This window comes from Streptomyces sp. NPDC046862, assembly GCF_040704615.1.
GTDB lineage: Bacteria > Actinomycetota > Actinomycetes > Streptomycetales > Streptomycetaceae > Streptomyces.
On sequence record NZ_JBEYXP010000001.1, the window covers coordinates 35,784 to 48,292 of the forward strand.

Consider the following 12,509-nt stretch of genomic DNA (forward strand, 5'->3'; position numbering starts at 1 on the left):
AGCCGCGCAAACAACCTCAGCCACCCCTCCCGGAGCGAGCCCGCCCAAAGCCGGAGGCCAACGGCATACGAAGCCCCAACGGCGGCGGAGCCGCCAGCGCGTCCTCCACAGGGCGGGCGAACACCCGCCCGAACAACGTGCCCATCACGAAGTCCTCCGCCAGCGCGTGCACCTCCTCCCGGTGCTGGTGCAACCCGTGCCCGTCGGAGTGCACCTCGAACCGGCAGATGTCCCGGTTGGCCTTCTTCGCCCGCGCCGCGAGCCGGAAGGACAGCTCCGGGTCCGTACGGTGGTCGTTGGTGCCGTGCACGATCATGACCCGCCGGCCGACTAGTTGTTTCACCGGTTCGGGCGGCGCGGCCACGTCGTCCTCGGGGAGCCAGGGGGCGATCGCGAGGACCGAGTTGACGGCCGTGTGCCCGCCCGCGTGCAGTGCGGCCCGCCCGCCCATGTCCACTCCGGCCAGACAGACCGGGACGTCCCCGTAGCGCCGTACGACCTCGTCGGCGGCCCAGGAGGCGTCGTGCGCCAGATGTGCCTCACTGCCGTTCCAGCCGCGGTAGCGGTAGTGCACCACGTGGGCGACCAGGCCCTCGTCGCGCCCGGCGCGGGCCAGCCGGCGGCCGAGGGCGCGTACGGAGGCAGCCGCCATCATCGGCGAGGGCCTGCGCTCCGAGATCTCGTCGCCACCCGGGAGGAGCAGCACGACCCCGCTCACGGCCGGCGGCTCCGGCCCCAGGACCCGCCCAAGTCTGGGGCCGCGCAACGGCGTTGCTTGCTGTGCCATGACAGAACAGTGTCAGAAGTAACGGTGTACGCCACCTGTCCGCACGGTCACCGTTGGGTATCGGCAGATCTTCTTCACAGGAGATCTACGCGCGTAGGCGTTACAGTGCGGAGATGACGAGCCAGACTGCCCAAACCGGTACCACCCCGACCTCGGACCAGATCCGCCGGGCGCCGAAGGTGCTGCTGCACGACCACCTCGACGGCGGGCTGCGCCCCGGCACGATCGTCGACCTCGCCAACGCCACTGGCTACAAGGGACTCCCCGAGACCGACCCCGACAAGCTCGGCGTCTGGTTCCGCGAGGCCGCCGACTCCGGCTCCCTGGGGCGGTACCTGGAGACCTTCGCCCACACCTGTGCCGTCATGCAGACCCGTGAGGCGCTCGTCCGCGTCGCCGCCGAGTGCGCAGAGGACCTCGCCGAGGACGGCGTCGTCTACGCCGAGGTGCGCTACGCCCCCGAGCAGCACCTGGAGTCCGGGCTCAGCCTCGAAGAGGTCGTCGAGGCCGTCAACGAGGGCTTCCGTGAGGGGGAGCGGCGGGCGAAGGAGAACGGTCACCGCATCCGCGTCGGCGCCCTGCTCACCGCGATGCGGCACGCGGCCCGCGCCCTGGAGATCGCCGAACTCGCCAACCGCTACCGCGACCTGGGCGTCGTCGGATTCGACATCGCGGGCGCCGAGGCCGGCTACCCGCCCACCCGTCACCTCGACGCCTTCGAGTACCTCAAGCGCGAGAACAACCACTTCACCATCCACGCCGGCGAGGCCTTCGGGCTGCCCTCCATCTGGCAGGCGCTCCAGTGGTGCGGTGCCGACCGGCTCGGCCACGGTGTACGGATCATCGACGACATCCAGGTGCACGAGGACGGCTCGGTGAAGCTCGGCCGCCTCGCCTCGTACGTCCGCGACAAGCGCATCCCCCTGGAGCTGTGCCCGAGCTCCAACCTCCAGACGGGCGCCGCCGACTCGTACGCCGAGCACCCCATCGGGCTGCTGCGCAGCCTGCACTTCCGGGCGACCGTGAACACGGACAACCGCCTGATGTCCGGCACCAGCATGAGCCAGGAATTCGAGCACCTTGTCGACGCTTTCGGCTACACGCTCGACGACATGCAGTGGTTCTCGGTCAATGCGATGAAGTCGGCATTCATTCCTTTCGATGAACGGCTGGCGATGATCAATGACGTGATCAAGCCCGGATATGCCGAGCTGAAGTCCGAATGGTTGTTCCGGCAGACCGCCTCGACCAGCGGTTCTGTGGTGAACGAGGGCTGAAGGAAGGTTTCGGAAAGCGGTCGGGGCGCGATGCTCCGGCCGCTTTTCCATGTTTGCCTCGCCCGGGGCATCGGTGTTTACGTTTCGGGACCGCTCACATCCCCGTACTCACGCATTCAAGGACGCATCAAACATGAAGCAGTCTGCTGCCAAGACCCTCGGAGTCGCCGCCCTCGGTGCCGCCATCGCCGCCGCGGGCGCGGGTGCCGCGAACGCCGCCCCGGCCGCGCCGGACGCCAGCCGGGCGCTGGGGAACGTCACCAAGACGCTGCCGGGTGCCGGTGGGGCGCTCACCCAGGGGCAGTCCGCCCTCGGCGCCGGCCTGGAGTCCGCGCAGCCCACCACCGACAAGGTGCTCACCGGCGGTCCGACCAACCCCGCCGCCGGGCTGCTCGGAGGGCTGCCGCTGCAGGGCCTGTCCGGCAAGGCCAAGGGCAAGGGCAAGTAACGCACTCTCGGCTTTCGTGCGGACGCGTGTGGGGCGCACCCTCGGTGGGTGCGCCCCTTGTCGTGCCGGTCACCGGGCGGTGCCGGTCACCAGGCCGTGCGGGCCTTGTCCTCCGAGGGCAGCAGGATCCACAGCGCTATGTAGAGCAGGAACTGCGGGCCAGGGAGCAGACACGACAGCAGGAAGATCACGCGCATCGTGGTCGCGGAGGTGCCGAAGCGCCGTGCCAGCGCTGCGCACACTCCGCCAATCATCCGGCCGTCGGTGGGGCGGGCAAGGCGGCTCATGAGGGCTCCTTCGTCAACCGTGGACCGGGCCTCCCCGGTGGCGGCCCCGTCGTCCTGACACCCTCAACGCTACGGTGACGAAGCGGACGAAGCGTCACTCTAAGGAGCTATTCCGACCCTGGGAATCGTCGGGGTGCGCCCCTGAGGCGCTTCCTCCCTGGGGAGGGCGGCCCGGTGCCTGGTCTCGGCCCTGCGGCGCAGCCGGGCCCGTACGACGGGGACCACCGCGAGGTGGACGAGGGCCACACCGAGCGTGTTCAGCAGGATCGAGTCGATGTCGACGACCTGGCCGGGCACCCCGGTCTGGAGCAGTTCGATGCCCAACGAGAGCAGGGTTCCGGCGGCCACCGTACGGGCCAGCGAGGCGAGTGGGGAGACGGTGAGCCTGCCGTCCGCCATCGGCAGCAGGACACCCAGGGGCGCGAGGAGGGCGAGCCCCTCGCCGATACGGCGGGCCGCCTCCTGCCATCCCAGCGCCAGATCCGCTCTGATCCCCGCGAACGGCCGCAGGTTGGCGGCGCTCACCCAGGGGACGTCCAGCGGGCGCAGCGTGACCCAGGCGACGAGCGCGAGGTGTGCGACGAGGAGGACACCTCCCGCCACACGGACCCGGATCCCGGCGCTGCCGCCGTTCGAACCTTGACGCTGCACGCACCCCAAGACGCGCCTCCCGGCTCGATCGGTTCCGCGAAGGTGCCTCGGCCGGCTCGGGCAGGTGAGGGATGCGCCACATGTGGCGCCATACGTAGCGCCATACGTAGCGCCATACGTAGGGCCGGGCACCCCTGTGAGGGCCCCTTCAGGAGGTCCCGGCCTGCGACGACGGTGGCTTCTCGGCGCCCGGGTTCGAGCGGACCTCCGTCGTGCACTCGTAGCGTCGGAGCGGCTCGGTGCCGGGAGGGCCGCCGAGGACCACCGAGCCGTCACCCTCGGCCGCCGCCGAGTCGGCGAAGGTGCAGACGATCTGGGCGAGGGCGTACGCCGTGAGCTGCTCGGGGACCGTGGACAGCCGCAGTGCGTCCTCGGGGTCGCCCGGCCGTGGACCGCTCACCCGCAGACCGGTCTGGACGTCCGTGTCGTACCCGGCCTGGTCCTCGGCCGCGGACGGCTGCTCGGAGAGCTCGTCGAGGAGTCCCTGCGCCACGAGGACGCGCCGCTGGGCGTCGGGGGTGCCGTCGGGGAGGTTCACGGAACGGCCGACCGCGACCAGCTGCTTGGAACAGAGCAGGAAGACCTGCACCGGGATGCCGGGCGAGGTCTGCGGGGCGATGTCCGAGCCCGCCGACGTGCACGGCACCCGTGAGGGAGCCGGCCCGAAGTCCGTCGGCACCTGCGTGGACCGGATCCCGCACCCCGTGAGCACGGCCGCCAGCGTCCCGGCCACGAGCCACGGCCGGACCGCCCTCCGGAGCCTGCCGGTGGGCCTGCGGTCGGCCTCCCGGAGACCCCTGGTCGACCAGAGGCGGCGCCCGACTATTCGCGCTGTCATCCGCCGTTCCCCTCCGTGGTGCTCGGCTGGTGCTCGGTGATCAGGGGGGAGGCGTCCCGGGGGAGCCGGAGAGTGAAGACGGCGCCGCCCTTGGGGGAGTTCGCCGCGGTGATCTCCCCGCCGTGGATGTGGGCGTTCTCCATGGCGATGGACAGGCCCAGGCCGCTGCCCTCGGAGCGGGGGCGGGAGGCGCTGGCCTTGTAGAAGCGGTCGAAGACATGGGGCAGGACGTCCTCGGGGATGCCCGGGCCGTGGTCCGTGACGGCGATGACCAGGTCGTCGCCCTCCTCACGGACCGAGACCCGTACCGGCGAGCCGCCGTGCTTGAGCGCGTTGCCGATCAGGTTGGCGAGGATCACGTCCAGGCGGCGCGGGTCGAGGCGGATGATGATGCCGCGCTCGGCGTCCAGGTCCACCGCGTCCAGCCAGGCGCGCGCGTCTATGCAGGCGGTGATCTGGTCGGCGATGTCCACTTCGTCCAGCACCAGCCTGGCAGTGCCCGCGTCGAAGCGGGTCACCTCCATGAGGTTCTCGACCAGGTCGTTCAGACGGCGGGTCTCGCTGACCACGAGGCGGACGGCCGGCTCGATCATCGGGTCGACGCTGCCCGTCTCCGCGTCCAGCTCCTCCTCCAGCACCTCCGTCACGGCGGTGATCGCCGTCAGGGGCGTGCGCAGCTCGTGGGACATGTCCGCCACGAAGCGACGGGACGCCTCCTCGCGGGCGCTCATGTCGGCGACCTGCTTCTCCAGGGACTCCGCCGCGCTGTTGAAGGTCCGGGAGAGGTCTGCCAGCTCGTCCGTTCCGGAGACGCGGAGCCGGGTGTCGAGCTTGCCCTCGCCGAGGCGGTGGGCCGCCACACCCAGGCGCTGCACCGGCTTCAGCACGGTCGTCGCGGCGGCCTGTGCGAGCAGCGCCGAGCCGATCAGGGCGAGGCCCGTGGCGATGCCCAGCGACCAGGCGAGCGAGTTGAGGTCCTTGGCCTCCGGCTCCAGCGACTTGAGCATGTAGCCGGTGGGGCCGCCGCCGATCACCTGGGCACCGCCCACCAGGTACGGCGTGTCGCCGTCGATGACCCGCTGCCAGTACAGGTGGTACTCGTTCTTGTCGCCGGCGGAGTTCTCCTGCTTCTTGGCGACCGCCTCCCGCAGCGACTCGGGCACGTCCCTCAGCGTGAAGTCGTCCAGTGCCGACTTGCCCGAACTGCCCTGCACGGTCCCGCCGCTCGCGCCCTCAGCGATCAGCAGCACGCTGAACCGCTGCCCGCCGTCGCCCATCTGCCGCGCCGCGTAGGCCAGTTGCCCCTGCGTGGGATGCACGGGCAGTGTGCTGGCGTGGCTCTGCATCTCGCGCTCGAAGTCGTCCAGCGCCGCGTCCTGCGCGCGCGTCAGCACGGCCTCGCGGTTGAGCCAGTACGCGATGCCGGACGCCGACACCGCGGCCGTGAGTGCCACGAGTCCGAACACGACGACCAGCCGCAACCGCAGGCTGGTGAAGCGCAGACCCGACGAAACCGCCTTACGGGCCCCGGACCAGCCGCGGACCCTCCCTTGCCGATCACTCACGAAGGCGTGTCCAGCCGGTAGCCGACGCCGCGGACGGTACGGATCAGGGTCGGCGACGACGGTACGTCCTCGACCTTGGCGCGCAGCCGCTGCACGCACGCGTCGACGAGCCGCGAGTCACCGAGGTAGTCGTGCTCCCAGACCAGGCGCAGCAGCTGCTGGCGGGACAGCGCCTGCCCGGGCCGCCGGCTGAGCTCCAGCAGGAGCCGCAGCTCGGTGGGGGTGAGCTGGAGGTCCTCGCCGTTCTTGGTCACCGTCATCGCGGCCCGGTCGATGACCAGGCTGCCGAACGTCGCCGCGTCGTTGGCCTCGCGCTCGCCGCGCCGCAGCACGGCCCGGATGCGGGCGTCCAGCACCCGTCCCTGCACGGGCTTGACCACGTAGTCGTCGGCGCCGGACTCCAGCCCGACCACGACGTCGATGTCGTCGCTGCGCGCCGTCAGCAGGATGATCGGCAACTGGTCGGTGCGCCGGATCCGACGGCACACCTCGAAGCCGTCGATGCCGGGCAGCATCACATCCAGAACGATCAGGTCGGGCCGCTGTTCGCGCAGCAGCTTGAGACCATCCTCGCCGCTCGCGGCGGTGGCGACACGGTGCCCCTGGCGCGTCAGTGAGAGCTCCAGGGCCGTGCGGATGGCGTCGTCGTCCTCGATCAGCAACAGGGAAGGCACGGGCACATTCTGGCCCATGGCACGGTCGTCTTTCGACTGTTGGCCGGGTCCTGCCCGTCACCCGCACATGATCCCTTCGTCGTCCCTCCGTCTGCGTAGCCGTACGGCTCTTCTCTGTGATCCGGCTGCGATCCGGCTGTGCTCCGAGTGAGGAAGACCCCCTGTGACAGGTCTGTGACAGTCGGCGGACACGGCCATGAAGTGGGCTCGGCAAGCTTTTCGGCACAGGCAAGGAGGCACCGTCCCGGGGGAAACGAGAGGGCGGGGCCGACGAGCCACAGAGAAACAGAGAACCGGAACTCCACGACGGGGGGCGCGAGATGAACACGCTGCAGAGCACCAGCACTAGCGCAGTTGTCACGCGTCTTCACGACGTGACCCGGAGCACGGAGAAGGCCGGTGCCGTGACCGGACGGGGGTGCGCTCGCGGCACCGGGCGTCAGCACACCGTGTACATGACGGTGGTTGACGCCCGCGTGGGGGGGACTCACGGGGGAACGGGGGCGGGAGCTCACGGGGGAACCGCGTACGGGGAGGTCACGGGGGAGCGTCGTTCGGTGTCGGAGGCGGAGTTCACCGCCTACGTCCAGGAGCGCCGCGCCTCCCTGTACGCAACCGCCTACCACCTGACCGGCGACCGCTTCGAGGCCGAGGACCTGCTCCAGAGCGCCCTCTTCTCGACGTACAGGGCGTGGGACCGGATCAGCGACAAGGCCGCGGTCGGGGGCTACCTCCGCCGCACCATGACCAACCTGCACATCAGCGCGTGGCGCCGCCGCAAGCTGAACGAGTACCCGACCGAGGAACTGCCGGAGACGCCCGGCGACACGGACGCGATGCGCGGCACCGAACTGCGCGCGGTCCTGTGGCAGGCGCTCGCCCGGCTCCCCGAGCTCCAGCGCACCATGCTGGTCCTTCGCTACTACGAGGGCCGCACGGACCCGGAGATCGCGGAGATCCTCGACATCAGTGTCGGCACGGTGAAGTCCAGCATCTGGCGGTCGCTCCGGCGGCTGCGCGAGGACGAGGTCCTCAGCTTCGGCCGTGACGAGGAGGAGTCCTTCGGCGAGCTCGTCGCCTGAAGGTCCGGGGGAAACGAGTAACGGGGGGCGGTGGCGCTGGGGAGCGCCGCCGCACTACCTGGGGGACAACGGGGGAACGGGGTTCGCCAGGCAACGGGGGACACGGGGGACACGGGGAAAACGGGAAACAACGCCCGGGGGAATCAGGGGAACACGGGGGAACACGGGGAACGGGGAATCACGGGGAGCACAAGAGGAGCGGGACTGGAGGGCCGGGGGGCCCGTCCAGTCCCGCTTTTCGTGTGCGCCCGTTTTTCGTGTGCGTGGGCCCTGGTCTCCTACGCGGCCGTACGGGCCTGTACGCCCCGCCCCGCGCTCGCTTCCGCCAGTCGACCGAGGGCCTCGTCCCGGTCGCAGGGATGCGCGCCCAGGGCCGTCTGGTGGGCCACGATCGAACGCTCCAGGCGCATCAGGCGCCAGCCGCGGCGCAGCAGGAAGGGCACCGACTTGCGGCCTTCCTTCAGGTCGCGCAGGAAGCGGCGGCGGAACGTGGTGACCGGGCCGCGGGTGAGACAGATGGCGTCGGCCAGGAGTCCCAGTGCGCGACAGCGGGAGACGATCTCCGCGGCGAAGATGCCCTCCGCGATGAACACCGGCGCCGGGCCGACGGAAAGGGCCTCCGTGCCGGTGCGGGCGCTCAGCGAGATGTCGTACGCCGGGACGGTCGTCGATCCCGTGCGGCACAGCTCCTCGATCGCCGCCACCGCGTCGTCCGCGCTCCAGGACAGCGGATGGTCCCAGTCGATGTCCGAACTGCCCTCCACCTGCGGCAGCGTCGGGTCGTCGCCCTCCTTGTAGAAGTCGTCCAGCCGGAGCACGGACAGGCCGGAACGGGCGGCGAGAAGGGACTTGCCGGACCCTGACGGGCCGGACAGCAGGACGACCCTGGTCGGTATCGGAGGATGCGAACTCACGAGAGTCCAGTGTGAGGCATCGCGCGGCTCCCGCCGAGACAGCGGGTCGTCGGTGGAGCGCACATCACATCTCAACTACCCTTCGTGTCCGTACCATTACCCAGCGCAAGTGAAGGTGGCACCAGCCATGGCACGACATTCGGCCCCCCGCCCCTCGACCACCCGGCGCGCGGTGCTGGCCCTCACGACCGCGTCGGTCGCCCTCGGCGCGGGCGCCGGCGCCACCGCCGCGGACGCCGAACCCGTCGTGGAGGCGGCGCGCGCCGTGCCCGACGGCCGCCCCGGCGAGATCGACCCGAAGGCCGCGTCCCAGGCCGCGACCGGTACGGTCCGGCACATCACCGGCCCGGCCGAGGACCTCAAGCCCAACCCGCTGTCGGGCACGGGCGTCGACCCGCTCGACAACGGCGCCGAAACCCAGGTCGCCGACTTCAGGCAGGTGACGACACGTGAGGTGACGAGGCCGGTGGCGCAGTCCTCGTCCGTGGGCGGCATTCCGCTGCTGGGGCAGATCCCGGGCCTGCTGCACGGGTGAGAGGCCGACGGTCGCTCCGGGGCGGGGGCACCGCAGGGTGCCCCCGCCCGCGCCCCTATGGGCCCGTTGTGGGCTCAGTACGACGAACCGGACGCGCCCAGTGAGCCCGTCGGGTGCCAGACGGTCTTCGTCTCCAGGAACGCGGTCATGCGCTCGATGCCCGGAGTCGCCGACCAGTCGGAGTTTTCCACAGCCTGTGGACGGAGGACCCGCTTCAGGTTGTCGGCCGCCGCGATCTCCAACTCCTTCGCGAGGACGTCGTCGGCGCCCGCGAGATCGATCGCGTTGACGTCCTGGTGGGCCGCGAGGGGGGCCGCGATCTCCGCCGTACGGCCCGACAGCACGTTGACGACACCGCCCGGTACGTCGGAGGTGGCCAGCACCTCGCCCAGGGACAGGGCGGGCAGCGGGTACGTCTCGGAGGCCACGACGATCGCCGTGTTGCCGGTCGCGACCACCGGGGCGATGACGGACACCAGGCCCAGGAAGGACGACTCCCGCGGGGCGAGGACCGCGACCACACCGGTCGGCTCGGGGGAGGAGAGGTTGAAGAACGGACCCGCGACCGGGTTGCCGCCGCCGACCACCTGGGCGATCTTGTCGGTCCAGCCCGCGTACCAGACCCAGCGGTCGATCGCCGCGTCCACCTGCGCCGCCGCCTTCGCCTTCGACAGGCCCTCCGCGTCGGCGACCTCGTGGACGAACTGCGCCTTGCGGCCCTCCAGCATCTCCGCCACGCGGTACAGGACCTGGCCGCGGTTGTACGCCGTCGCGCCCGACCAGGCGCCGAACGCCTTGCGGGCCGCGACGACCGCGTCACGGGCGTCCTTGCGGGAGGAAAGGGGCGCGTTCGCCAGCCAGTTGCCCTTCGAGTCCGTCACCTCGTACACCCGGCCGCTCTCGGAACGCGGGAACTTCCCGCCGACGTACAGCTTGTAGGTCTTGAAGACGCTCAGACGCTGCGGCTCCGCCTTCTCCGTCTTCTCCGCCTTCGTCGTCTTCTCGGACTTGTCAGACATCGAGGTACGCCTCCAGGCCGTGGCGGCCGCCCTCGCGGCCGAAGCCCGACTCCTTGTAGCCGCCGAACGGCGAGGTCGGGTCGAACTTGTTGAACGTGTTGGACCAGACGACACCCGCCCGGAGCTTGTTCGCGACCGCCAGGATGCGGGAACCCTTCTCCGTCCAGATGCCGGCGGACAGGCCGTACGGAGTGTTGTTGGCCTTGGCGACCGCCTCGTCCGGAGTGCGGAAGGTCAGGACCGACAGCACCGGGCCGAAGATCTCGTCGCGGGCGACGGTGTGCGCCTGCGTGACGTTCGTGAAGAGCGTCGGGGCGAACCAGTAGCCGGAGGACGGGAGTTCGCAGGCCGGGGACCAGCGCTCGGCGCCCTCCGCCTCGCCCTGCTCGGTGAGCGCGGTGATCCGGGCCAGCTGCTCGGCCGAGTTGATCGCGCCGATGTCCGTGTTCTTGTCGAGGGGGTCGCCGAGGCGCAGGGTGGAGAGCCTGCGCTTGAGCGAATCCAGCAGCTCGTCGTGGATCGACTCCTGGACCAGCAGGCGGCTGCCCGCGCAGCACACCTGGCCCTGGTTGAAGAAGATGCCCGTCACGATGCCCTCGACGGCCTGGTCGATGGGGGCGTCGTCGAAGACGATGTTGGCGCCCTTGCCGCCGAGTTCGAGCGTGAGCTTCTTGCGGGTGCCGGCGACGGTCCGCGCGATCTCCTTGCCGACGGCCGTGGAGCCGGTGAAGGCGACCTTGTCGACGTCCGGGTGCGCGACGATCGCCGCGCCTGTGTCGCCGTAACCGGGAAGGATGTTGACGACGCCCCTGGGCAGGCCCGCCTGACGGCAGATGTCCGCGAAGAAGAGCGCGGAGAGCGGGGTCGTCTCGGCGGGCTTGAGGACGACCGTGTTGCCGGCCGCCAGGGCCGGGGCGATCTTCCACGCCAGCATCAGGAGCGGGAAGTTCCAGGGGATGACCTGGCCCGCCACGCCCAGCGGCCTCGGGTTCGCGCCGCTGTGCCCATCTGTCGTCCTCCGGCCGAACCCAGCGTGGTCGAGCTTGTCGGCCCAGCCCGCGTAGTAGAAGAAGTGCGCGGCGACCAGGGGGAGGTCGGCGTCGCGGGTCTCCTTGATGGGCTTGCCGTTGTCCAGGGTCTCCAGGACGGCCAGTTCGCGGCTGCGCTCCTGGATGATCCGGGCGAGGCGGAACAGGTACTTCGCGCGCTCGCTGCCGGGCAGCGCCGACCACTTCTCGAAGGCCTTGCGGGCCGCCTTGACGGCACGGTCGACGTCCTCCGCACCGGCCTGGGCGACCTCGGAGAGGACCTCCTCGGTGGACGGCGAGACGGTCTTGAAGACCTTGCCGTCGGCGGCCTCCGTGAACTCGCCGTCGATGAACAGGCCGTACGAGGGCGCGATGTCGACGATCGCGCGGGACTCGGGGGCCGGGGCGTACTCGAATACGGATGCCATCGTGATCAGTCCACCGTCACGTAGTCGGGGCCGGAGTAGCGGCCGGTGGCCAGCTTCTGGCGCTGCATGAGCAGGTCGTTCAGGAGCGAGGAGGCGCCGAAGCGGAACCAGTGGTTGTCCAGCCAGTCCTCGCCGACCGTCTCGTTGACCAGGACCAGGAACTTGATCGCGTCCTTGCTGGTCCGGATGCCGCCGGCGGGCTTCACACCCACCTGTACCCCGGTCTGCGCCCGGAAGTCGCGCACCGCCTCCAGCATGAGGAGCGTGTTCGCGGGCGTGGCGTTGACGGCGACCTTGCCGGTGGAGGTCTTGATGAAGTCGGCCCCGGCCAGCATGCCGAGCCAGGAGGCACGGCGGATGTTGTCGTACGTCGACAGCTCGCCGGTCTCGAAGATGACCTTCAGGCGGGAACTCGTCCCGCAGGCCTCCTTCACCGCGGCGATCTCGTCGTACACCTTCATGTAGTCGCCGGCGAGGAACGCGCCGCGGTCGATGACCATGTCGACCTCGTCCGCGCCCGCGGCCACGGCGTCGCGCACGTCGGCCAGCTTCACCCCGAGCGCGGCGCGGCCCGCGGGGAACGCGGTGGCGACCGAGGCGACCTTCACGTCCGAGCCGGCGACGGCCTCCTTCGCGACGGCCACCATGTCGGGGTACACGCACACGGCCGCGGTCGCGGGGGCCGTGCGGTCGGTCGGGTCGGGGCGGACCGCCTTGGCGCCGAGCGCCCGGACCTTGCCCGGGGTGTCCGCGCCTTCCAGCGTCGTCAGGTCGACCATCGAGATCGCGAGATCGATGGCGTACGCCTTGGCGGTCGTCTTGATGGAACGGGTGCCGAGCGAGGCTGCGCGCGCCTCCAGGCCGACCGCGTCGACGCCGGGCAGCCCGTGGAGGAAACGGCGCAACGTGCTGTCGGACGCGGTGACGTCGGCGAGTGCGTGGGGTGCGGTTGTGGACATGGTCACCAGACGAGCAT

General features: G+C 70.6%; 14 protein-coding genes. 4 read left to right on the plus strand and 10 right to left on the minus strand.

The window, feature by feature from the left end; genetic code table 11:
* Nucleotides 1-16 precede the first annotated feature (16 nt).
* Complete coding sequence (locus AB0959_RS00155; RefSeq protein ID WP_366823927.1) at nt 17-787, minus strand: prolyl oligopeptidase family serine peptidase; 771 nt, start codon at nt 785-787, stop codon at nt 17-19.
* A 113-nt stretch (nt 788-900) separates the two neighbouring features.
* Here AB0959_RS00155 and AB0959_RS00160 point away from each other — a divergent pair, with 113 nt between their 5' ends.
* Both AB0959_RS00160 and AB0959_RS00165 read left to right on the plus strand, forming a co-directional pair.
* On the plus strand, nt 901-2,064 hold the full coding sequence (locus tag AB0959_RS00160; protein WP_366823928.1) for an adenosine deaminase: 1,164 nt from the start codon (nt 901-903) through the stop codon (nt 2,062-2,064).
* A gap of 133 nt (nt 2,065-2,197) precedes the next feature.
* A complete protein-coding gene (locus tag AB0959_RS00165; RefSeq protein ID WP_366823929.1) occupies nt 2,198-2,512 on the plus strand; it encodes an ATP-binding protein in 315 nt (104 codons plus the stop codon).
* 86 nt (nt 2,513-2,598) lie between these two features.
* On the opposite strand, the gene AB0959_RS00170 is transcribed toward AB0959_RS00165, so the two are convergent.
* From AB0959_RS00170 to afsQ1, 5 genes are all read right to left on the minus strand, one after another.
* Nucleotides 2,599-2,799 (minus strand): PspC domain-containing protein, encoded by a 201-nt coding sequence (locus AB0959_RS00170; protein ID WP_366823930.1) that lies wholly within the window; start codon nt 2,797-2,799, stop codon nt 2,599-2,601.
* A gap of 99 nt (nt 2,800-2,898) precedes the next feature.
* Nucleotides 2,899-3,450 carry a VanZ family protein gene (locus AB0959_RS00175; RefSeq protein WP_366823931.1) on the minus strand — a complete coding sequence of 184 codons (552 nt, stop codon included), beginning with the start codon at nt 3,448-3,450 and terminating at the stop codon, nt 2,899-2,901.
* A gap of 148 nt (nt 3,451-3,598) precedes the next feature.
* Nucleotides 3,599-4,288 (minus strand): hypothetical protein, encoded by a 690-nt coding sequence (locus tag AB0959_RS00180; protein ID WP_366823932.1) that lies wholly within the window; start codon nt 4,286-4,288, stop codon nt 3,599-3,601.
* Nucleotides 4,285-5,853 carry a HAMP domain-containing sensor histidine kinase gene (locus tag AB0959_RS00185; RefSeq protein ID WP_366823933.1) on the minus strand — a complete coding sequence of 523 codons (1,569 nt, stop codon included), beginning with the start codon at nt 5,851-5,853 and terminating at the stop codon, nt 4,285-4,287. The genes AB0959_RS00180 and AB0959_RS00185 overlap by 4 nt, the downstream gene beginning before the upstream one ends.
* Nucleotides 5,850-6,527, minus strand: coding sequence for a two-component system response regulator AfsQ1 (gene afsQ1, locus AB0959_RS00190; protein ID WP_366823934.1), 678 nt, complete (start codon nt 6,525-6,527; stop codon nt 5,850-5,852). The genes AB0959_RS00185 and afsQ1 overlap by 4 nt, the downstream gene beginning before the upstream one ends.
* A gap of 320 nt (nt 6,528-6,847) precedes the next feature.
* On the opposite strand from afsQ1, the gene AB0959_RS00195 reads away from it, so the two are divergent.
* A complete protein-coding gene (locus tag AB0959_RS00195; protein WP_366823935.1) occupies nt 6,848-7,609 on the plus strand; it encodes a SigE family RNA polymerase sigma factor in 762 nt (253 codons plus the stop codon).
* Between the two features lie 278 nt (nt 7,610-7,887).
* Here AB0959_RS00195 and AB0959_RS00200 read toward each other — a convergent pair whose 3' ends face one another.
* Entirely contained in the window at nt 7,888-8,523 is a 636-nt protein-coding gene (locus tag AB0959_RS00200; protein ID WP_366823936.1) for a uridine kinase, read from the minus strand.
* A 127-nt stretch (nt 8,524-8,650) separates the two neighbouring features.
* Here AB0959_RS00200 and AB0959_RS00205 point away from each other — a divergent pair, with 127 nt between their 5' ends.
* The gene (locus AB0959_RS00205) at nt 8,651-9,058 is read left to right on the plus strand and encodes a hypothetical protein (protein ID WP_366823937.1); all 408 of its coding nucleotides are present in this window, start codon (nt 8,651-8,653) and stop codon (nt 9,056-9,058) included.
* Between the two features lie 74 nt (nt 9,059-9,132).
* Here AB0959_RS00205 and AB0959_RS00210 read toward each other — a convergent pair whose 3' ends face one another.
* The 3 genes from AB0959_RS00210 to deoC are packed head-to-tail and all read right to left on the minus strand — an operon-like array spanning nt 9,133 to nt 12,492.
* A complete protein-coding gene (locus AB0959_RS00210) occupies nt 9,133-10,077 on the minus strand; it encodes an aldehyde dehydrogenase family protein (RefSeq protein ID WP_366823938.1) in 945 nt (314 codons plus the stop codon).
* Entirely contained in the window at nt 10,070-11,533 is a 1,464-nt protein-coding gene (locus tag AB0959_RS00215; protein ID WP_366823939.1) for an aldehyde dehydrogenase family protein, read from the minus strand. Before AB0959_RS00215 ends, AB0959_RS00210 begins: the two co-directional genes overlap by 8 nt.
* Before the next feature lie 5 nt (nt 11,534-11,538).
* Entirely contained in the window at nt 11,539-12,492 is a 954-nt protein-coding gene (deoC, locus tag AB0959_RS00220) for a deoxyribose-phosphate aldolase (RefSeq protein ID WP_366824254.1), read from the minus strand.
* Nucleotides 12,493-12,509: the final 17 nt, after the last annotated feature.